Here is a 20,787-nt window from a genome sequence, read left to right on the forward strand (position 1 = left end):
CAGGGTAAATAATTGATTGAAATATTAAAATAATAGGGGAGGTTTTTTAATGGAAAATATTTTGCAGATATTAAAATATGCTATGGAAATGGAAAAGCAAGGACAAAGGTTTTATCAAAAGTATAAAGATGAAATTGAAGACAAAGATGTTAAAAAAGTTTTTGAAAGTTTAGCTGATGTGGAAAACGACCACTATAATATATTAAAAAAACATTATGATGGATTATCAGAAAATAATAATTGGAGTTCTTTCGATATAGAGCTTTCTAGTGGAAGTGAAATATTCGAAAATGTTTTTGAAGAAGAAAAAGATAAAATGACAAAACGAAATTTAGAATCTAGCTTTTCTGATATGACTATTATGAGAATGGCATATTTAATAGAAAATGATTTTGCTAATTATTATAGAGAAGCTATAACAAAAACAGATAATGAGCAAGCTAAAAACTTACTAAAGACATTAGCAGAATGGGAAAATAAGCACAGAGAATATTTTTACAATGAATTCAAAAAATATATGCAAGATAGTTGGTTTGATCAAAGCTTCTATCCATTTTAATAAGGAGTGTTATACTTGACAGAATTAGATTTTATTTATAAAAGAAAAAGCATTAGACAGTTTAAAGAAGAAAATATTAATGATGATGATATAAAAACTATTATAAAAGCAGCTATCCAAGCACCATCAGGCAAAAATGAACAAGGTTGGCATTTTGTTGTTATAAAAAACAAAGAAAAAATAAAAAAATTAGCAAGCATAGTAGAAGAAAAAAATGATGAATTAGCATCATATTTAAATGATGAAAATGATAAAAGAAACCTTACAAAATTCCTTAAATATCATACTATATTTAAAAATGCTCCTATTATAATTCTAGCATATGCTAAAAATTATATTCCAGCTGGATATAAGGCTCTAAAAGCTAAGGGAGCTTCACAAGAAGAAATTCATGACCTTCTTAGACCGTCTCCTGGAATACAAGGAATTTCAGCAGCAATGGAAAATTTACAATTAGCTGCAGCTAGCATGAATTATGGTACATGTTGGATGACAGGTCCATTATATGCAGCAAAAGAAATGTCTGAGTATATTAGTTTCAGTAAAGAGAATTACTTTCTAGCTGCTATAACACCTTTAGGTATCCCAGAAAATGAAAATGTTGTATCACCTCCTAGAAAACCTCTAGAAGAATTGTTAACTATAATAGAATAAAATAAAAATAACCCATATGGGTTATTTTTATTTTATTCTATTCATTAATTCTTTTCTTAATTCTTCATATCCAGGCTTTCCTAAGAGGGCAAACATATTTTTCTTATATTCTTCTACTCCTGGCTGATTAAATGGATTTACTCCTAATAAATACCCACTTAAACCACACGCTTTTTCAAAAAAGTATATTAATTTCCCTAAGTAATATTCATCCATCTTCGGTATATTAATTATTATATTTGGTACTCCACCATCTACATGAGCAATTAATGTTCCTTCAAATGCTTTTTTATTAACAAAATCCATAGTCTTACCTGCTAGATAATTAAGACCATCTAAATCTTTCTCATCTTTTTCTATTTCTATATCTACTTCTGGAGCATTTATATTTAATATAGTTTCAAATATATTTCTTCTTCCTTCTTGAATATATTGACCCATAGAGTGAAGATCAGTTGAAAAGTCTACAGAAGATGGAAAAATCCCTTTACCATCTTTACCTTCACTCTCTCCATATAATTGCTTCCACCATTCAGATATGAAGTGAACATGAGGCTCATAATTTACAAGTATTTCTATTTGTTTACCTCTATTGTATAATATATTTCTCACTGCTGCATATTTATAGGCTTCATTATTTTCTAAACTCTTATTGCTATATTCTTCTCTAGCTTTTTTTGCTCCAAATATTAGTTTATCTATATCAATTCCAGCTACAGCAATAGGTAATAATCCTACTGGAGTTAAAACTGAGTATCTTCCACCTACATTATCTGGAATTATAAATGTTGTATACCCTTCATCTTCAGATAATTTTTTAAGTGCCCCCTTAGAAACATCTGTAGTAGCATATATCCTTTTTTTAGATTCTTCTTTTCCATATTTATCTTCTAAAAGTTTTCTAAATATCCTAAATGCAAGAGCAGGCTCTGTTGTAGTACCTGATTTAGATATCACATTTATACTTATATCTTTATCTTTTATTTTATTTATTATTTTATTTATATATTTTCCACTTATATTATTTCCCACAAAATATACTTCTGTATCTTTTTCATTGTCCTCTAAAGCTTCTATTACTGCTCTAGCACCTAAATATGATCCACCTATTCCTATAACTAAAAGTACATCTGATTTTTCTCTTATATCATTAGCACTTCTTTTAATTTTCTCAAGTTCTTCTTGTTCTAAGTTATCAGGTAAATCAATCCATCCTAAATAATCATTCCCAAGACCTTTTCCTGATTCCAATAAATTATGTGCTTTACTTACAAAAGGTTCTATAGCTTTTAATTCTTCTTTTTTTATCATTGCATTAGAATAATCAATAAAAATATTATTCAAAAAATCTCCTCCTTCATTTCACTTATTATAATTATATCACTTAATATGAACATAAAAAAAGAAAAGTTATTAAGATATAACTTTTCTCTTGATTCCTGGAAATGTTGGTTTGTTAGGATCATTATTAGATATATACTTATATATATAATCTTCTGCTCTTATTCCTTGATGCTTTAATCCTTCATTACCAAATAAAACATTAAATTCTAATATATAAAATTTTCCTTCAACTTCTACTACATCAAATCCTGCATGATTAATGCCTAAAGTTTTTGCAACTCTATCTACTAAATCTACAGCTTGTAAAGGTATGTCTTCAAAAGAATAGCTAGCTCCCTTAGCTATATTGTTATGAAACTTACCTTCTTCTGCTATTCTCCAATATGCACTTATTACTTTATTTCCTATATATACAACTCTTAAATCTCTATCTATTGGTAAATATTCTTGAATATATAAAACTTCATTTTTACTTATATAATTCTTTAATTGATTTCTATTTTCTAGAAGAAATACTCCATTCCCCATTGAATTTTTTATTTCTTTTGCTACTACTGAATATCCAAACTCTTCTTCAATTATATCAATTGCAGAATTAGAACTTCCCATTATTCTAGTATATGGTATGTTTTCAGGAAATGTTGCCATGAAAGCTCTTGTCATTTCAACTTTATTATGTCCTAAGTGAAATGTATCTATATTTGGAAAAATATTTTTCTTCAAACCATACACCAAAGAATTTACTTGCCAGTATTCTGGAAACAATATAAAATCAGCATCTTTAATTTTATCTATTTCTCTAAACATATTTTCAGGTTTTATATATGTGATATTTTTCATGCCTATTGTTCTAAATGGATTAAATGATATTATTTTCATCTTCTAATTCCTTTCTTTTTAACATGTAAATATATTACTTTAACTTGAAGAAGATGTCAATATTTTTATAATAATATTATATTTTTTTTATTACAATCTTCTATCATCCATTTTGGCCATATAGAAGATTGTACTTCACCAATATGTGCTTTTCTCAGAAAGAACATACAAAGTCTTGATTGGCCTATTCCTCCTCCTACAGTAAGAGGTAATTTATCTTGTAGTAATAATTTATGATATTCAAGAGTCTTTCTATCCTCACAATTAGATAATTTCAACTGTTCTTTAAGTGATTCTTTATCAACTCTTATCCCCATAGAAGATATTTCAAATTCACTATTTAGTACTGGATTCCAGAATATTATATCACCATTTAGATCCCAATCATCATAATCAGGAGACCTCATCCCATGTGGTTCACCTGACTCTAAATTTCTACCTATTTCCATTATAAATACAGCCTTTTTTTCCTTTGCTATTTTTCTCTCTCTTGATTCTGGACTTAAATCAGGATACAATCCTTCTAATTCTTTTGAAGAAATAAAATATATTTCTTCAGGTAAAATAGGCTCTATATGATCATATAAATCACATATATATTCTTCTGTATCTTTACATATTCCATATATTAAATTTACTATTTCTTTTAATTTTTCTTGATTTCTTTCTTTTTTATCTATTATTTTTTCCCAATCCCATTGGTCAACATATATTGAATGAGTGTTATCAAACTCTTCATCCCTTCTTATTGCATCCATATCTGTATAAATTCCTTCCCCAATTTTAAAATTATATCTCTTAAGGGCCATTCTTTTCCATTTGGCAAGGGAATGAACTATTTCTATATTAGAATCAGAATCATTTTTCATATCAAATATAACTGGTCTTTCTACACCAGATAAATTATCATTTAACCCAGTATTTGTTCTTACAAATAAAGGTGCTGATACCCTTAATAAATTTAATTTTTTTGCAAGTTTTCTTTCAAAATAATCTTTTATAGTTTTTATAGCTATTTCTGTTTGTTTTAAGTTTAATGTTGGTTGATAGTTATTTGGTACAATCAATTTAGTATCCAAAAAAATCCACTCCTTTAATATTATTTTTAAAATAAAAAAATCTTTTATCTCTATATAGAGACAAAAGATTTATTCTGCACCACCCTAAATGATATTTATCAGTACGGAAACTTTGTTTCGATACTGTCCAATAAATAACGGTTTGGTTCCGACTAAGCCTAATTTTCTAATGAATTTCAGTTAGCTATTTAGAGGCGTTTTTCATTATAAGTTTTGTATCGAACTTTCACCATCGTCGACTCTCTAAAACAAATTCTTACAATTACTCTCCTCATCACAATATTTAAATATATTTAATTTTATATTAGCAATAATTATATTACAAAGATTTAATAAAGTCAATAAAAACCAGCCTATTTTTTAGACTGGTTTTTTAATTTATTCTAACTTTTAATAAAGCTATGTCATCTTGTGGTTCATCATAATGAAAATAATTCATTGATTCTAAAATATATTTTATAAGATTACCTTTTTTATCCTTGATACTATTTTTTAGTCTTTCTATTCCATATTGTTCTCCGAACTTATTTCGAAGTTCTATTATACCATCTGTATAAAATAATATTTTATCATTTTTTTGTACTTTTATAGTCTTTTCATTATAATTTATATCATCAAATAAATAACATATTGGAAATCCCGTATTTTTTAAAACTTCTATACCATTATTTCTCAATAATAAAGGTAAGCTATTATGTCCAGCATTTGCATAGGTAAATGTGCCTTTCTTTTTATCTAATACTCCATAAATTATTGTAAAGTATTTATCATCATCTATATTTAGGTCTAGAAAACTCTGATGTAATTCGTTCAATACGTTGGAAGGTTGTATTGTAGTATCCATTATTGCTCTCATGGTCTGTCTTACAAACATAGTAAGTATAGAAGCTGATACTCCATGACCAACTACATCAGATATATAAATACCCGTATACCTTTCATTAATATTAAATACATCAAACATGTCCCCACTTAACACTTCTGAAGGTTTATATATATAATCAATAGATACAGATCCATAATTGCCTTTTGGAGGTAAAATCCTCTTTTGCAACGCCCTCGAATATTTAATATCTTTGTTCATCTTTCTATTTCTGTCTATTACTTGTTTTTCAAGATGCTTTTCCTTTGTTATATCTCTGAACACTTCTACAACTGCGTATATATTTCCGTCATTATCCTTAACTGGAGAGCTTTTTATAGAAAACACTCTTCCATTTATAATTTGTTCTTTTTCAGATATAGCTTCTGTTTGAAATGTAGTTTGAGTTATACATCTGTTACATTCGCAAGTTCTTCCAAGTGAAAAATAGCATGATTTTCCTAAAGAATCAAATCCAAGCTCTCTTTTCATAGTTTCATTTTCATATATAACTATTCCATTTCTATCTATAACTCTTACCCAGTCAGCCATACTATCTAATATGTTACGAGTTAATTTTTGATTATTAATATGATCTTTATTTAAAAACATTTCAATACTATTATTAATACTCAAATCAAATACCTCCCCAGGTTTGAGAATAATTTTCAAACCAATATATACAATTATATCATAATAAAATTTTTATTTATATAGCAGACATAAAAATAATTAAAAAAAACCCTGAATACTGCAGTATTCAGGGTTTTTTTAATTATTAAAATCTACTTCTTCATATCCATCTTCAATATATCTAGATAAGGAATAAAGTAAATCTGAAAGTCTATTAACATATTTTAATAAATGTTCATTTACATCAACTTCTCTTGCAAGTGTAATTATTCTTCTTTCTGCTCTTCTACATATAGTTCTACTTACATGTAGAAAGCCTGCAGCTTTTCCTGCTCCAGGTATTATAAAATAATCAGGAGTTTCTACCATATCTAAATATTCATCAATTTTATTTTCTAAAAATACTACTTCATCTTCTGTCATTTCAAACTTAAGCTTTGATTTATCTTCTGTAGCAAGTTCTGCTGCTACATCAAATAATTTCCTCTGAATCTTATGTAATAAATCATAGACTTTTTTATCTTCAATAAAATTTTTAGTTAAACCCAAATATGAATTCAACTCATCAATTGTTCCATAAGACTCTACTCTTATACTATCTTTAAAAACTCTCTTACTATCATAAAGACTAGTTTTACCTTTATCACCTGTTTTAGTATATACTCTCATAAAACACACCTCCAAATTCTAAAATAATTATACCCAAAGAAAAATGAATTATTCTATTTATTAATGGATATAAAAAATATATATCCCAAAATAAAATTTCGAGGAGTTTATTATGAAAAATAAATTAAAATTAATTACAATTCTAATAATTATATTATTTATTTATATAACAAATTTACACTATCCTTTAAGAAGTTATCTTATAATGTATCCTTTAAAAATATATTATAAAAATACTGGCTTACATAATGATATAAATATAAATATTCCTACCAGAAAAATAAATAATGAACCCTTTTATCCTTTTATGCTATATTTTAATTCTAAAAATAGTTTTTCAAAATATATAAAAGAAGATGCAGAATTAAGTATTTCATATAATTTTGGTGGATTTAAATTTCTTAATAAATATTCTAACTATTATGATGAAGATTCTGAACTATTCTCCTCATTTTATGGTGCATATATTATTAATTCTAAATCAAATAAACCCTTTGGATTCAAATCAAATGGAGATATAAATATTGATTTGTTAGAAAAAGTTCCAGAATATGACCAAAAATATTTGGTACTACGTTCACTTGGTCTCAATCCTAAAAAATCAACTTTTAAAAATGATATAATAGATATTGAAGAAAATATAGAATATATCGAAAGTGATAATTGGATAAAAGTTGATTCCAAAATTCGTACAAATTCTCCAAATCATAATAAGAAAAATTTCCAAAGAGGTTATATTCAATTTGGCAATCCTAAAAACATTAGCAAAAACTATCCCATTATAAATATGTATGGAAGAATGTATGTCAAATATTTCAAGAATTATGATAAAACAATAGGATTCTATATATTAGGAAAAAATAAAAATATAGTTGATAAAATAGATAATGAAATTATGTCAAAATCATATATTAATTGAAATAAGTCCTCTATAGAGGACTTATTTCAACCATTCAGGTTGTGTTCTTATATATGGTCTTATACCATGTTTTTTATCATGGTCTTTCAATGCTTTATCTATGTCTTCATTGCTTTTTATATTTTCAATATCAATGCCCTGGCTAAAAGGACAACTAGATATACAAATGCCACAATCTGTTCCTAGTATTCTCCACATATTATAGCAATCTTCCTGATTTATTTTCCATCTTTTTATACCATTTATATCTTTTTTATCTTTTGGTATAGCCTTACCTGGACAAGTTCTCAAGCATCTATTACATCTATCACAAAAATTATTCAAGCCAAAGTCTTTATATTCATCTTCTATTAAAGGTATATTTGTAGTAATTAGTCCAAGTCTTATCATTTGACCATATTCTTCTGTGATGATTATTCCATTTCTTCCTATATCTCCAATACCTGCATCTCTTGCTACAAGCGGTAATACAGCTAAATAATTTGCATCCATATGATTTCTAGCTTCATACCCAAGTTCTCTTAAAAAATATGATATCTGCATTCCAATAATACTTGCTTTTACATAGGCATTTGAAGTATCTATGATTTCTGAGACTTGTGGGGATCTATTTAACATTTCCTTATCCATTTTAACAGCAAAAACTATACCATATTTATGATTTAAATTTACTTTATCACCATAAGTTTCACTATCCCTACCTCTATTTGAATACCAATGATAATCTCTCATTTTCGTAATACCTACTTTGACAGCACCAAAGTGTTTTGAAAGGCCTTTTATTCTTCTAGTAATAGTTTCACTATTCACATCCACCTTTTCAAGTGCAGTAATTCCTTCTGATAATTTTTTTATATCATTTAAAAATTTAAAATTTGCTTCAGCTATTTTAGAATTTATTTGGTCATATGTGGCAGTTCCTTCTCCACAAATTTTAGGTTTATTTCTAACTTCATCATCTTTTTCTTTTCGCTCAGGATGATTATTATAATAATTATTATACTCCTTAGAACCTTCTTCTAAATTCATCCGTGAAAACATAGTATCTCTTTCATCTATTTTTTTCATAATTTATTTCCTCTCTAAGCTAAGTTTTCAAGTAAATTTAAATCTTTTATAATTATTTTCTTATTTCCTATTAATTCTATTATATTATCGTCTTGAAGTGAACTTAACTTTCTACTAACTGTTTCTCTGGTTGATCCTATATAATTTGCCATATCTTCTCTACTAAGTGGTATTTCAAGTTCTACTATACTTTCTTTGGGTGTACCAAAATCTTTAATTAAACTTAAAAGTAGTCCTGCAAGTCTAGATTCAATATCTTTTGTTCCTAGCCTTTGTATTTGATTTTCTAAATTTACTACTCTATCATGAATTACACCTAATATTTTTAATGCAATTGTAGGGTTATTTAAAAGTATTTTGTCAAAATCTTTTTTAGTTAGTATTGATATTGTGCTATCTTCCATAGCAATAGCATTAAATTTAAATTCACTTTGTTTTATAAGACTCATATCTCCTATAAAGTCACCTTCTGCCAATATATATATAATTTGTTCTTTTCCATCCCTTGTATATTTAAAAGCTTTTATTTTACCTTTATTTATTAAAAATAATTTATCTGAAATATCTCCTTCAAAAAAGAGCATATCATTTTTTTTATATTTTCTTACTTCTAATTTATTTGTAATTTGTGCAAGCTCTTCTTCTGGAAGTATGGAAAATATAGATACTTTTTTAGCACAGTATTTTCCCTGACATAAATCACAAACTCCATTACAATTGCTCATAGTTTCACCCTATTCTACTATATATTTCTAATTATAATTTAATTATATTATATCATAAAAAAATAGGATGGTTAACCATCCTATTTATGCCCTTTTTCAGGTACTATACATATAAATTTAAACTTACCTTTACCTACATTTTTAAATTGATGCAGTTTATTTTCAGGTACATATGCATATGAACCCTTCTCAACTTCGTGTTCTTTTCCATCTATAAATAGTGTTCCTTTTCCTTCTAACATATAATTAATATGAGGCCATGGATGACTATGCTTTGGAGTATAGCCCTCTTCTTCTACCTCCATCACTCTCATTACGTGACCTTCCCATCCTTCTTTTGGTGATATTATAGCTTTCATTGATGCACCTTTTACTTCAGGATTATCAAATTCTACTTTCTCTACATTCTTTTCATGAGATACTATCATAATAAACACTCCTCATAAATAAATTTAGTATATATTTATTATACCCTATAATATACTATAAATGAAATTTATTTTGATGCTCGAAATAACTTTTGATATACTATAGGTAACTATAATTAAGGGGGACACTATGGACTATACTGAAAAACGAAAATTAATATTAAAAGGAGATATGGCAAAAGTCATATTAACTTTATCTGTTCCGCTTATGATAAATAATTTAATACAGACAATTTATAATTTAACAGATACTTTTTTTGTAAGTAGACTTGGAGATATAGAAGTAAATGCAGTTGGTTTTGTCTGGCCAATTATTTTTTTTATGATGTCAATTGCAGTGGGTCTTTCAATAGCAGGAACAGCACTAATTTCTCAGTATACAGGTGCTAATGATAATGATCAGGCAAAAGTTGTTGCTGGTCAAATTATTTCATTTTCTTTTATTTCTTCTACAGTTTTAGGAATATTAGGTTTTTTTGCTACCCCATTTATTGTTTCAATAATGGGAGCAGAAGGAGAATTGTTTAATTATAGTGTGGATTTTTTAAGAATAATACTTTTGGGACTTCCAACAATGTTTATATTTTTTGCTTTTAAAGCAATAAAGCAAGGTCAAGGAGATACTTATACTCCTATGGTTCTTGTAGGTTTTTCAGTAGCATTAAACATAATTTTAGACCCTATTTTTATTTTTGTATTTAATTTAGGCGTAAGTGGTGCTGCAATTGCTACAGTTTTAGCAAGAGGAATACTTGCAATATATGCCATGTATATTTTATTTACAAAAGATGATGGTATAAGATTAAATAAGTCTCATTTAAAAATTAAAAAATATTGGCTTAAAAAGATTATTTTAGTAGGACTTCCATCTTCAATTGGTCAATCTACTGCCTCTCTTGGATTTGCTGTATTAAATGTATTTGTAAAATCATTTGGAAGTGCTACACTTACAGCATTTATAATTGGTAATAGAATAAATTCACTTATTCTCATGCCTGCTATGGGAATAGGTAGTGCACTTGCTACAATAGTAGGGCAAAATTTAGGTAAGGATAATATTTTAAGAGCAAGAAAAGCTGTAAAAACTAGTGCAGCACTTGCTACAATATTTTTAATTATAGGGGGAACTATTGTATTTATAACAGCACCACAAATCATAAATTTATTTACAAATAGTGAAGATGTAATATTACAAGCTACATTTTACTTAAGAGTTATATCTGCTTCTTTACCTTTAATGGGAATATTTCAAGTGTTCAATGGTACTTTTCAAGGCTCTGGACATACAATCATGGCAATGCTTATTATGGGTTCTAGACTATGGGTATTTAGAATACCTTTGATACTTATATTTAAAAACTTTACCACTTTAGGTGAAAAATCAGTATGGTTTGCAATGATATTAAGTAATGCATCTGTATGTTTAATAGGATTTATTCTTTATTTGTCTAGAAAATGGGAAAATAAAATAATAAAACAAGAATTTAGTTAAATTTAATAAGAGGTGATTATTTTGTTCAACTTGGATACTTGAGTATCTTATATTACAGATAACTCCACTAAAATCATTACTGAAACCTTTGATAAAATTCTTAATCAAAAAGGAGTTACTAGAGTGCAATGGATTGCACTATATTATTTAGGAAAACACAATAATATTAATCAAAGAGATTTAGCAAAACTTATGAATATTAAAGAATCTACTATAGCTAGATTAATAGATAGAATGGAAAGAGAAAAATTAGTTATACGTAAAAAAAATCAATCTGATAAAAGAGTTATAAATATAATATTAACTCAAAAAGGAAAAGAAACAAGAGTACATCTTTTACCAGAGGGAGAAAAATTTAATGAATTAATATCAACAGGTATAAAAGAAGATGAATTGGAAATATTCATGAATGTACTTCATAAAATGGTTTCAAACGCAAGTAAACATAATATTAAATAATATTATGTTTACTTTTTTATTTATTATTGATTGACAATTAACAAATTACTTGCTATACTAAGTATATTAAAATATTAATTTAATTTAGGAGGAGTTAACAATGGCAGATGTAAGAAAAATGTTAAATGATTTCACTGGTGGATTAGAAGAATTAGCAGAATCTAATGAAAAGCATGTAGGGGCTTTTATGGGACTTTTAGAAGCATCATATGAACCTGGAGCATTAGATTTAAAAACTAAAGAGTTAATGAGTATAGCTATAGCTTGCTATAACAGATGTGAATATTGCATTGTCTTCCATACTTATAAAGCACTTGAAGCAGGAGCAACAAGGGAAGAAATAATTGAATCTGCAATGGTTGCTGTAGCTTTTGGTGGTGGCCCTTCAATTGCATATAGTGTAACATTATTAAAAGAGTCATTAAATGAATTTGAAAAAGACTTTAAATAATTTAGATAGGTATATAAGACAGTAGAAATACTGTCTTTCTCTAATATTTATTAGAAAAGGATGAGAAAAATGTTAATTGATATTAAACTTGAAAAATTATCTGGACATTCTAATAGTGGAAAGATAGGAAAAATATATGTAAAAGTTAATGATAATATAAAATCAGGAGATGAAATATTAGATATAGAATCTAATAAAGGTAATAAAACAATAACCTCTACTGCTTCTGGAGTTGTTAAATCAGTTAAGGTTGAAACTGGTGATACAGTCAAAAAAGATGACATACTTATAACAGTTGATGGTGAATTAAAAAACACTTCTACTAAAAAGAAAAGTACATTCAATTATATGGGTGGATTAATGAAACCTAAAAAAGAAGAAATAGATATGGATATCACTGTTATTGGTGCAGGTCCAGGTGGCTATGTAGCTGCTATTTATGCTGCAAAAATGGGAGCTAAAGTGGCTATAATCGAAAAAGAAAAAGTAGGTGGGACTTGTTTAAACTGGGGTTGTATACCTACAAAATCATTTGTAACTTCAGCTAAAATGTATGACAATCTAAAGAATATAAATGAATTTGGATTATGTGCTGAAAATATATCAGCTGATATAAAAAAAGTAGTTTCTAGAAAAAATAATATAGTCAAAGAGTTAACTAATGGTATAGAATATTTATTTGATAATAATAATGTTACTTTATATAAAGGAGATGCTAAAGTTTTAAATAAAAACACTGTATTTGTAAAATCTAATAATACAGAAACAACTATAAATACTAAAAATATAATTTTAGCTACAGGTTCTAAAGTATCTATGATACCAATTAAAGGTATTGAGTCTAAAAATGTTCTAACTAGCAAACAAATACTGGATATAAATAAACTACCTAAAAAACTCACCATCATAGGAGGAGGAGTAATAGGTATGGAGTTTGCTTTTCTTTTCAATAACTTTGGAGTAGATGTAACTGTTATTGAATATATGAATGATATACTCTCTAATATCGATAATGATATAGTTTCAGAAATTACTTCCATAGCAAAAGAAAAAGGAATAAAAATATATACTTCATCAAAAGCTGAAGAAATAATTGATTCTGAAGATAAAGAAAGTATTGTATCCTTCAGCAAAAATGATAAGTTACATTATATTACTAGTGATAAAGTGTTATTATCTGTAGGGAGAGAACCAAATTTAGGTGAAATAGATTTAGAAAAGTTAGGTATTGAAAAAAATGATAATAAAAGAGGAATAAAAGTAAATACTAAAATGCAAACTAATATTTCTAATATATATGCTATAGGTGATGTTACAGATAAAATTCAACTAGCTCATGTAGCGTCTCACCAAGCTGTAGTAGCTGTAGAAAATATTTTAGATAAAGATGTAGATATGGAATATGATGTTATACCTTCTGCCATATTTACAGATCCAGAAATAGCAATAGTTGGATTAAATGAAAAGCAAGCTAAAGAAAAAGGCTTAGACGTTTCTATTGGTCAATTTCCTTTTTCCTCAAATGGAAAAGCATTAACATTAGGAGAATCTAAAGGATTTGTTAAAATAATTAAGGACAAACAAACAGGAGTTATATTAGGTGGTTCTATAATAGGTCCTCATGCTACAGATTTAATTCATGAAATAGCTTTAGCTATAAAAAATAAGTTAAAAGATATAGATTTAATGAATACTATACATGCTCACCCTACAACAGCAGAATCTATATATGAGTCTATATTAGCAAGTACCGAAACTGGTGCTATTCATAATTAACAAAAAAAGAATTGGTTTAAACCAATTCTTTTTTTGTTAACTCATATCTTCTAAATGAGAAGTTTGAAGTAAATAATCTGCATAAAGTTTATTTGTTTTTCCTAATTTATAAGAAAGCTTCTCTACAAATATTTGAAGAAACTTCATTCCCATTTGTGGTTTTGACCTAACTATCTCTTCAATTTGTGATTGCTCTAAAGATAAAACAGTTAAAAATTCCGTTGCTTTACCATTTACATAGTATTTTTCTGTAGCTATTGCAGTTTCTCCTATAAAATTTCCTGTACAAAGTGTTGCTAAAGAAATTTCTTCATTTTTTTCATTACGCTTAAATATATTTATACATCCATCTACTATTATATAAAATTTTGAGTCTTGTTCTCCTTCTTTAAATACCATTTCATTGTCATTAAAAAACTTAATATTTGTAATTTGTGCGATTTCTTTTATTTCTTCTTCTGTAAAAATTCCAAATTCTTTTATACTTTTTATTTTATTTGTCTTATCTTCTAAACTCATATTTTTTTGTTTTTCTTTAGCATCTATATTTTGTTTAGATAAATTATCACTTTCCATTATTTTTCTAATTTGATATCTATTTTGTATAGTAAAATCAATTATTTTTTGCCATTTTTTTTGTATATGTCTATATTGAGTAAAAGGATCTTTTTCTTTTACTGCTTCATATTTACTTATATAAATATTTTTCATAGTCTCCTTTGAAGCTTCCATATCACCTTCTGCTAAATATTCTAAGGATAATAATACATTGGTCTTATATATTTTATCTTCTAAATCATTTTTTAAAAACTCACCAGGATAAGGATCAAAATCCTCTGGTTTTACTATGGTCATATTATTTACAGCATATTGTGAAGATAGCTTTGCTCTTTCATACATAAATCTATAAATATCTTCTCTAAATCTTTGCCATACTGGATGATTTTTTTTAGGAGGAAGATGTTTTACAGAAAGCTTATTATCTAAAAAGAAATTAAATCCAAACATCTTTGAATTAATTAAATAATCAATATCTTCCCCTCTTGTAATATTAGGGTCAAAGGCTATAAGTTGATAAAGATTCTTGTGAATTACCATTGCTCCACCAAAAGCAAAAGGAGTTTGTTTTAATCTTGGTTCACAACCTATAATTTTATCAAATGCTTTAGCTTTACTACCGAACCTATCCCAATATGTCATCCAAGGCTCCATATCTACATCATCATAATATTCATCATGCTTATTTAGATAGTATCCAGCAACTCCATATATAATTTCACCATATATCCTTTTACCTATATACTTCTTAGACATAGATATGAAATTTTTATTTTCAATTATTTCATCATCATCTATTAAAATCACTACATCTGAAGCTAGTATATGGGCTGAAAAAAGACACATATTTCTAACATTAGAATATCCTTTCAAACTCATCATATCTATTATTTCTCTTTTTAAATCAGAAGATTTAAAAATACTTTTTATAGTCCTTAAACTTCTTGGAGTAAAAAGAAAAGTTTCAATTCCCATATCTACACTATTTATTATATCTTTAACCTTTTCTTCAGCTTCTTTCTCTATATCTATTGTTGTAGGACATAAAAGTATAACTAGTTTAAAGTCTTTATCATTTAAATTTTTCAAACTTTCAAGGGTCCTCTTTAATGTTCCTTCCTTATCTACAGGAGTAGGATGATCATATATTGCATCTCCTTTTTTCCATCCTTCAGTTGATTTTCGGGACCAATATGTCGGTATAACTACAGTTTCTCTCATTTCTTAACCCCTCCATAAATTTTTTCTAGATTATCTAAAGTGTTTTTCCATGAGAAGTTTTCCTTAGCATATTTATAGCATCTTTTACTTCTTTCTTCTTTATCATTTCTAGTAAGTTCATTTTTTATAGCAGATGCAAGTTCCATATCATCATCTACATCTATAAGAGTTCCTACATCATCATTTATAAAATCTACAAGTCCCCCTTGGTTTGTAACTACTACAGGAGTTCCACAACCAAGTGCTTCTATTGCAACAAGTCCAAAAGGCTCTACCCTAGAAGGTACTGTACTTACATCTGCAATATTATATAAATCCACTAATTTTTTTTGACTTACATGACCTAAAAAGAAAAGATTTTTAATGCTTAATCTATCTTTTAATTCTACTAGCTCTGAGTAAAGTTCTCCATTTCCTGCAATTAATGTAGCAACAGTTTTACCCTCTATGCTATTATTATAAGTTTTAGCTGCTTTTACTAAAACATCTACTCCTTTAAAATGTGTAAGTTTTCCTGCAAAGGATACTATATAATCAGGACTTGTATTTACTCCAAAATTATTTAAAATTTTCTTTCTATCTAAATTCATTGGTTTAAATAATTCTTCATCATATCCATTCATAACTATTTCAGTATCTTCATCATTTACTCCATATAAAGACTTAACTTCACTATCAACTTGTTTTGATATAGTTATTATTTTAGATGCATTTCTTGCCCCTTCTAAAGCATATTTATGATATCTACTATCTTTTTTAAATCCTTTCAAATCTGTACCATGTGCTGTTACAACATAAGGTACTTTTGTTTTGGAAGCAGCAAAAGGTGCAATCCATAAATGTTGAGCATGAATTATATCAGGATTAAAGTCATCTACTTCTTCTTTTACTCTTTTTAAAAATATATCAATATAATTTTTCATTTGTTCATCATTTAAATCATAATAAGTATTCATACTTCTTGGGTGAGATGTAAAGCATGGAAAATCATAATCTAAATCCCAATCAGTACTATTTAAACCTTTAAAATATATTGGTCTTTGTTCAAATATTTCTTCTCTTGGTTTTTCATTTTCTGGAAATATTACTCTCACTTCATTTCCTCTTTTAGTAAGTTCTATTGCTAAATTTCTTGTATATACACCACTTCCAGAACCTTCAAGGGGAAAGTGATTAATTAATAATATCTTCATATATTCCATCTCCTTTTTTTAGTTTAATCATAGTTTTTTCCCAACTTTTAATAGTTTTCTTGTAATCTTTTATAACATGAGGCAAGTTGTTATAACTATTTTCTAAAGCTTCTGGTAATATTAGAAACCTATCGTCATTTAAATATTCTGATAATTTTAAAGCTCCAAACTTTATATTTTTTAACTGTTCTTCCTCTATATTTGATAAATCTTCGTCTATTAACCAATTTAAAAATGGATTTCTTCCTATCCAACCAAGACATGCATAGTAAAATCTATCTTTAATATTTTTATTATTTTTTATATCTGGCACATTAGGATAATTATTATAAGTATCATGAAATATCTTAACATCTATATCTATAAAATCTTCTTTTATTGTTTTAGATTTTAATCCTAAAATTGTATCTTCGCCTCTAGATAGTACATTATTTTTGCCATCTGGTGAGTAATATGAAGAATAAAATGGTGGCAATTTATCAAATGATTCTAGTTTTATAGCTAAATTTCCACCTAATATTTTGTGAGTAACAAAAGGCTCTTTAATTTCACTATCTAATTTCAGACAATTGTGAACATTGTAACTCTTAATATATTCATATATAATTTCTTTTTGAAGCCCTATGAAAAGTTCCTTCATACCTTCAAACTCCATAGGTGGTATTATATAATAGCCTGAATAATCAGATGTAGTTACTATTATATTTTCTTTCTTCATATAAGTCATATGTGCACCTATAAAGTCTATTTCTTCTTTTATAATTTGTCCCTTTTCTTTTCTCAAAACATAAGGATATACATCAGTATCTATGAAGAATAATATATCAGTGCCTGTAAGCATAGCTTTTAATATAGCATGATTTCTATTTATTCCATATGGAACTATTCCATCAGTTGATAATGTTTTTACCTTTAATAAACGATTTATATATTTAGAAGAAACTCCTTTATAAAGTAGATCTTTATATAAGTCTGATTTATCATTTATTTTTACAGCATGAACCTTTACTTTTTTACTAAAGTATTTAAGTGTAGTTTTATCAATTTTATGAGAATACACCACTATAACAGAGTAGATCTTATGACCAAATTTTTCTGCATTTTTAAGAAAATCATCTAATCCAGTATTAAAGTTAAAATTCTTTGTAATCATTGCTATTGAAATATTCATTTATCAAGATCCCCCTTATTCACTAAAATTTTATAATAAAAATGAACCCTGAGACTTATAAATAGCCTACTGGTCCATTATTTTCTGTATTTATACCCAATTTTCTGAAAATTTAACTTTAATTTTGTATTTTACAGAAATATTTTATATTTACATGGGTAGAATATATAATATTAAATATTAAGGATGATTTTAATGAAAAAATTAATTTTTACTTTATTAATACTTTATACCATATTATTCTTTGTAGGTTGTACAGAAGAAATGAAAAATGAAGCTATAGGTATAAGAGGAGAAATAGAAAAAATAGAAGCTAATAATACTTCTTCCTATACTATTTATGTGGAAGGAAAAAAAGAATCTGACACAGAATATGATAAAGCATCTGTTTATGTAGACAGTAACACAACAATTTATGATGGAACTAAAAAAGTTAATATAGAAGATTTAGAAGAAGGTCTGATGGTTGAGATAATATTTGAAGGTGGAGTAAGAGAGTCATATCCAGTTCAGGCAGATGCTAAAAAAATTTACATATTAGATGAAAAAATATAAGACTAAATTATTATAATTTAGTCTTATATTTTACTCTACAGTGATTTCTACAGTATTTGAATTAAATCCTAATCTTTCTTTTAATTGATCTGTTATTTCTATTTTTATAGTATCTCCAACTTTTAAATCTTTATATATATAATGAAATGCAGTAACTATTGTACCATCTGTCATAGTTTCTTCATTTGGTTTTGGAGTTAAGGATTTTATATGTTCATTATAATGATTTCCACTTATTTTTCCTGATTTTATAATTTCATTTAACTTTTCATTTTGAGTTGTAATATTAGGATATCTCTCACTAAGTATTATTGAAAATTCTTTTTTATCTGTTGTAATTTCACTATTTAAAATTTCTTCATCACCAATACTTAATTCATATCTAAATAATCCTTTTGCTAATTCTTTTTGATTTTTCTCATATTCTTCATTTTTGTTTTCAAGTTCATAAATTCTCTCTTCTAACTCTTCTACTTTTGCATTTTCAACATCTTCATTATCATCAGTACAAGCTGATAACATGACAGATATTACTAAGAAAAAAATTAATACTCCAATTTTCTTTTTCATTTAAGCTACCTCCCTTTAATCTAATTCCAACCCCATTTGTATTGAACTATAGTATTTTCCATTTAAATATAAATCTCTTGTTATTATACCTTCTTTTTTAAATCCTAGTTTTTTATACAATTCTATAGCTTTTGTATTATCTTCTCTAACTCGTAAATTTATTTTTTTAATTATATCCCCATCTTCTGCCCAAGTTATCAAATGCTTTACTAGTTCTTTCCCTATACCTATGCACCAATATTCTTTTAATACACTTACTCCAAATTCTCCAGTATGCTTAATCCTTGGTCTATGCCCACCTCTAAAGGTCAAATTTCCAACTATTTTATTATCTATTATTGCTATTATATTTAGACTATTATTTGAAGCCAAAATATTTTCTAACATTTTTTCTTCTTCTTCAACAGAAATATTAAATTCTCCCCTACCAAATGTAAGAAAGTCAGATTGAGCAGAAATTTCCTGTATATAATTTATTAATTTTTCTGCATCCTCTTTTATAGTCTCTCTAATTAGAAGTTTATTGTTGCTTTTAAGTAATACTTCTCTCATTTACAATCACCTCATTTTTGTCCACTAATAATTATCATGGGAGATATATTAAAATCCCAAAGTCTTTTATTTTCATCTAACATATTTATTCTTTTAACATATCTTTCACTAATTAATCCCATTAATTCATCTTTCTCTTTAACATTTAATATACTTTCTTTTGCACCTATACTCATATTTATAAACTCCAATATACTCTCATGTTCTGATTCTATTATTAGTCTTTTTCTTTTATAAGAATTTCTAGCATCATCCGTACAACTAACATAATTAAGCGTATCTAAATGTATTTCTTTAAACCCAACTTTTTCAAATAATCTTAATATATTTTGAGGGTTATCAAAATATTTTCCTACCTTTAATTCATCTTTTACTTTTTTTGTATATAGACCTATTTTCTTCATGAGAACTTTTTCCCTAGTAGTTAGTGTAATATTATCTTTACTCGTTAAGGCTAACTCTGGTCTAATATTTAATATAGATACATATCCACCTTCTTTACATACTCTATATTGTTCTTCCAAGAATTTCTTGTTTGGTACATGTTCTATTACAGTATGAGATGTACACGCATCAAAAGTATTATTATTAAAAGGTAATGATAATGCATCTCCTTCAATATACTGAATATTACTTAATTTTTCTTTTTCAGCGTTCCTTCTGCAATAATTTATAAAGTTATGATCCATGTCTAAACCAGTTATTTTTATATCTTTAGGTAAATATCTCCTAATCTTTCTAGTAAAAGTACCAGTTCCACATCCAACCTCTAATATATCCTTTGCATTTTTAATTCTAATAAATTCAATTATCTCTTCCATTTTATTTTCTGTAAACCTTAAATCTCTACTAGTATCTAAACTATATATACTTTGTATTTTCTCAGACCAATTCCTATTTTCCATAGGTACCCCCTAAAATATCCTTCTATCTTATTTCTCCTTAATCATTTTCTATACTTTCAAAATAA

The 20,787-nt window shown here is 26.7% G+C and carries 22 protein-coding genes; 8 read left to right on the forward strand and 14 right to left on the reverse strand.

Annotation, left to right across the window (positions count from 1 at the left end; genetic code table 11):
- The first annotated feature begins 49 nt into the window (after window positions 1-49).
- Both E0D94_RS13765 and E0D94_RS13770 read left to right on the forward strand, forming a co-directional pair.
- Entirely contained in the window at window positions 50-559 is a 510-nt protein-coding gene (locus tag E0D94_RS13765) for a ferritin family protein (protein ID WP_130808108.1), read from the forward strand.
- 15 nt (window positions 560-574) lie between these two features.
- A complete protein-coding gene (locus tag E0D94_RS13770) occupies window positions 575-1,213 on the forward strand; it encodes a nitroreductase family protein (protein WP_130808109.1) in 639 nt (212 codons plus the stop codon).
- 27 nt (window positions 1,214-1,240) lie between these two features.
- On the opposite strand, the gene E0D94_RS13775 is transcribed toward E0D94_RS13770, so the two are convergent.
- The 5 genes from E0D94_RS13775 to E0D94_RS13795 form a co-directional block, all read right to left on the reverse strand.
- On the reverse strand, window positions 1,241-2,557 hold the full coding sequence (locus tag E0D94_RS13775; protein WP_130808110.1) for a glucose-6-phosphate isomerase: 1,317 nt from the start codon (window positions 2,555-2,557) through the stop codon (window positions 1,241-1,243).
- Between the two features lie 69 nt (window positions 2,558-2,626).
- Entirely contained in the window at window positions 2,627-3,436 is an 810-nt protein-coding gene (locus E0D94_RS13780) for an ATP-grasp domain-containing protein (protein ID WP_130808111.1), read from the reverse strand.
- Between the two features lie 65 nt (window positions 3,437-3,501).
- Window positions 3,502-4,515 (reverse strand): aspartate--ammonia ligase, encoded by a 1,014-nt coding sequence (asnA, locus tag E0D94_RS13785; RefSeq protein ID WP_130808112.1) that lies wholly within the window; start codon window positions 4,513-4,515, stop codon window positions 3,502-3,504.
- 373 nt (window positions 4,516-4,888) lie between these two features.
- Window positions 4,889-6,013, reverse strand: coding sequence for a PP2C family protein-serine/threonine phosphatase (locus tag E0D94_RS13790; protein ID WP_242620553.1), 1,125 nt, complete (start codon window positions 6,011-6,013; stop codon window positions 4,889-4,891).
- 135 nt (window positions 6,014-6,148) lie between these two features.
- The gene (locus E0D94_RS13795) at window positions 6,149-6,679 is read right to left on the reverse strand and encodes a cob(I)yrinic acid a,c-diamide adenosyltransferase (protein WP_130808113.1); all 531 of its coding nucleotides are present in this window, start codon (window positions 6,677-6,679) and stop codon (window positions 6,149-6,151) included.
- Between the two features lie 112 nt (window positions 6,680-6,791).
- Here E0D94_RS13795 and E0D94_RS13800 point away from each other — a divergent pair, with 112 nt between their 5' ends.
- Window positions 6,792-7,598, forward strand: coding sequence for a hypothetical protein (locus E0D94_RS13800; RefSeq protein ID WP_130808114.1), 807 nt, complete (start codon window positions 6,792-6,794; stop codon window positions 7,596-7,598).
- A gap of 21 nt (window positions 7,599-7,619) precedes the next feature.
- On the opposite strand, the gene E0D94_RS13805 is transcribed toward E0D94_RS13800, so the two are convergent.
- The 3 genes from E0D94_RS13805 to E0D94_RS13815 form a co-directional block, all read right to left on the reverse strand.
- The gene (locus tag E0D94_RS13805; RefSeq protein ID WP_165442978.1) at window positions 7,620-8,666 is read right to left on the reverse strand and encodes a 4Fe-4S dicluster domain-containing protein; all 1,047 of its coding nucleotides are present in this window, start codon (window positions 8,664-8,666) and stop codon (window positions 7,620-7,622) included.
- 14 nt (window positions 8,667-8,680) lie between these two features.
- Entirely contained in the window at window positions 8,681-9,391 is a 711-nt protein-coding gene (locus tag E0D94_RS13810) for a Crp/Fnr family transcriptional regulator (RefSeq protein WP_130808115.1), read from the reverse strand.
- 80 nt (window positions 9,392-9,471) lie between these two features.
- Window positions 9,472-9,819 carry a cupin domain-containing protein gene (locus E0D94_RS13815; RefSeq protein ID WP_130808116.1) on the reverse strand — a complete coding sequence of 116 codons (348 nt, stop codon included), beginning with the start codon at window positions 9,817-9,819 and terminating at the stop codon, window positions 9,472-9,474.
- 130 nt (window positions 9,820-9,949) lie between these two features.
- Here E0D94_RS13815 and E0D94_RS13820 point away from each other — a divergent pair, with 130 nt between their 5' ends.
- The 4 genes from E0D94_RS13820 (at window position 9,950) to lpdA (ending at window position 13,997) form a co-directional block, all read left to right on the forward strand.
- On the forward strand, window positions 9,950-11,311 hold the full coding sequence (locus E0D94_RS13820; RefSeq protein ID WP_130808117.1) for an MATE family efflux transporter: 1,362 nt from the start codon (window positions 9,950-9,952) through the stop codon (window positions 11,309-11,311).
- 96 nt (window positions 11,312-11,407) lie between these two features.
- Window positions 11,408-11,770: a MarR family winged helix-turn-helix transcriptional regulator gene (locus E0D94_RS13825; protein ID WP_130808118.1), complete on the forward strand. Its 363-nt coding sequence runs from the start codon at window positions 11,408-11,410 to the stop codon at window positions 11,768-11,770.
- Window positions 11,771-11,870: 100 nt separating this feature from the next.
- The gene (locus E0D94_RS13830) at window positions 11,871-12,221 is read left to right on the forward strand and encodes a carboxymuconolactone decarboxylase family protein (protein WP_130808119.1); all 351 of its coding nucleotides are present in this window, start codon (window positions 11,871-11,873) and stop codon (window positions 12,219-12,221) included.
- A gap of 69 nt (window positions 12,222-12,290) precedes the next feature.
- Window positions 12,291-13,997, forward strand: a complete 1,707-nt coding sequence (gene lpdA / locus E0D94_RS13835; protein WP_242620555.1) for a dihydrolipoyl dehydrogenase — start codon at window positions 12,291-12,293, stop codon at window positions 13,995-13,997.
- Between the two features lie 36 nt (window positions 13,998-14,033).
- Here lpdA and E0D94_RS13840 read toward each other — a convergent pair whose 3' ends face one another.
- The 3 genes from E0D94_RS13840 to E0D94_RS13850 are packed head-to-tail and all read right to left on the reverse strand — an operon-like array spanning window position 14,034 to window position 18,140.
- Window positions 14,034-15,776: a cyclic nucleotide-binding domain-containing protein gene (locus E0D94_RS13840; RefSeq protein WP_130808120.1), complete on the reverse strand. Its 1,743-nt coding sequence runs from the start codon at window positions 15,774-15,776 to the stop codon at window positions 14,034-14,036.
- On the reverse strand, window positions 15,773-16,969 hold the full coding sequence (locus tag E0D94_RS13845) for a glycosyltransferase family 4 protein (RefSeq protein WP_165442979.1): 1,197 nt from the start codon (window positions 16,967-16,969) through the stop codon (window positions 15,773-15,775). Before E0D94_RS13845 ends, E0D94_RS13840 begins: the two co-directional genes overlap by 4 nt.
- Window positions 16,950-18,140, reverse strand: coding sequence for a hypothetical protein (locus tag E0D94_RS13850; protein WP_130808122.1), 1,191 nt, complete (start codon window positions 18,138-18,140; stop codon window positions 16,950-16,952). Before E0D94_RS13850 ends, E0D94_RS13845 begins: the two co-directional genes overlap by 20 nt.
- A gap of 195 nt (window positions 18,141-18,335) precedes the next feature.
- On the opposite strand from E0D94_RS13850, the gene E0D94_RS13855 reads away from it, so the two are divergent.
- Window positions 18,336-18,695 (forward strand): DUF3221 domain-containing protein, encoded by a 360-nt coding sequence (locus E0D94_RS13855; protein ID WP_160197900.1) that lies wholly within the window; start codon window positions 18,336-18,338, stop codon window positions 18,693-18,695.
- A 30-nt stretch (window positions 18,696-18,725) separates the two neighbouring features.
- Here the strand turns inward: E0D94_RS13855 and E0D94_RS13860 are convergent, their stop codons facing one another.
- Genes E0D94_RS13860 through E0D94_RS13870 form a run of 3 tightly spaced genes read right to left on the reverse strand, consistent with a single transcriptional unit; the run spans window position 18,726 to window position 20,722 of the window.
- Complete coding sequence (locus tag E0D94_RS13860; RefSeq protein WP_130808124.1) at window positions 18,726-19,265, reverse strand: hypothetical protein; 540 nt, start codon at window positions 19,263-19,265, stop codon at window positions 18,726-18,728.
- Window positions 19,266-19,280: 15 nt separating this feature from the next.
- Window positions 19,281-19,817, reverse strand: coding sequence for a GNAT family N-acetyltransferase (locus E0D94_RS13865; RefSeq protein WP_130808125.1), 537 nt, complete (start codon window positions 19,815-19,817; stop codon window positions 19,281-19,283).
- Between the two features lie 11 nt (window positions 19,818-19,828).
- Window positions 19,829-20,722 (reverse strand): class I SAM-dependent methyltransferase, encoded by an 894-nt coding sequence (locus E0D94_RS13870; protein ID WP_130808126.1) that lies wholly within the window; start codon window positions 20,720-20,722, stop codon window positions 19,829-19,831.
- Between the last annotated feature and the right edge of the window lie 65 nt (window positions 20,723-20,787).

This window comes from Senegalia massiliensis (assembly GCF_900626135.1).
Taxonomy (GTDB): Bacteria; Bacillota; Clostridia; order Tissierellales; family SIT17; genus Anaeromonas; species Anaeromonas massiliensis.

Bases quoted from the DNA above. Each gene is read 5' to 3' on its own strand.
- E0D94_RS13765 (WP_130808108.1), top strand. From the start codon at position 50: ATGGAAAATATTTTGCAGATATTAAAATATGCTATGGAAATGGAAAAG.
- E0D94_RS13840 (WP_130808120.1), bottom strand. From the start codon at position 15,776: ATGAGAGAAACTGTAGTTATACCGACATATTGGTCCCGAAAATCAACT.
- E0D94_RS13870 (WP_130808126.1), bottom strand. From the start codon at position 20,722: ATGGAAAATAGGAATTGGTCTGAGAAAATACAAAGTATATATAGTTTA.
- E0D94_RS13850 (WP_130808122.1), bottom strand. From the start codon at position 18,140: ATGAATATTTCAATAGCAATGATTACAAAGAATTTTAACTTTAATACT.
- E0D94_RS13805 (WP_165442978.1), bottom strand. From the start codon at position 8,666: ATGAAAAAAATAGATGAAAGAGATACTATGTTTTCACGGATGAATTTA.
- E0D94_RS13800 (WP_130808114.1), top strand. From the start codon at position 6,792: ATGAAAAATAAATTAAAATTAATTACAATTCTAATAATTATATTATTT.
- E0D94_RS13855 (WP_160197900.1), top strand. From the start codon at position 18,336: ATGAAAAAATTAATTTTTACTTTATTAATACTTTATACCATATTATTC.
- lpdA (WP_242620555.1), top strand. From the start codon at position 12,291: ATGTTAATTGATATTAAACTTGAAAAATTATCTGGACATTCTAATAGT.
- E0D94_RS13845 (WP_165442979.1), bottom strand. From the start codon at position 16,969: ATGAAGATATTATTAATTAATCACTTTCCCCTTGAAGGTTCTGGAAGT.
- E0D94_RS13795 (WP_130808113.1), bottom strand. From the start codon at position 6,679: ATGAGAGTATATACTAAAACAGGTGATAAAGGTAAAACTAGTCTTTAT.
- E0D94_RS13780 (WP_130808111.1), bottom strand. From the start codon at position 3,436: ATGAAAATAATATCATTTAATCCATTTAGAACAATAGGCATGAAAAAT.
- E0D94_RS13830 (WP_130808119.1), top strand. From the start codon at position 11,871: ATGGCAGATGTAAGAAAAATGTTAAATGATTTCACTGGTGGATTAGAA.
- E0D94_RS13820 (WP_130808117.1), top strand. From the start codon at position 9,950: ATGGACTATACTGAAAAACGAAAATTAATATTAAAAGGAGATATGGCA.
- E0D94_RS13865 (WP_130808125.1), bottom strand. From the start codon at position 19,817: ATGAGAGAAGTATTACTTAAAAGCAACAATAAACTTCTAATTAGAGAG.
- E0D94_RS13860 (WP_130808124.1), bottom strand. From the start codon at position 19,265: ATGAAAAAGAAAATTGGAGTATTAATTTTTTTCTTAGTAATATCTGTC.
- E0D94_RS13815 (WP_130808116.1), bottom strand. From the start codon at position 9,819: ATGATAGTATCTCATGAAAAGAATGTAGAGAAAGTAGAATTTGATAAT.
- E0D94_RS13810 (WP_130808115.1), bottom strand. From the start codon at position 9,391: ATGAGCAATTGTAATGGAGTTTGTGATTTATGTCAGGGAAAATACTGT.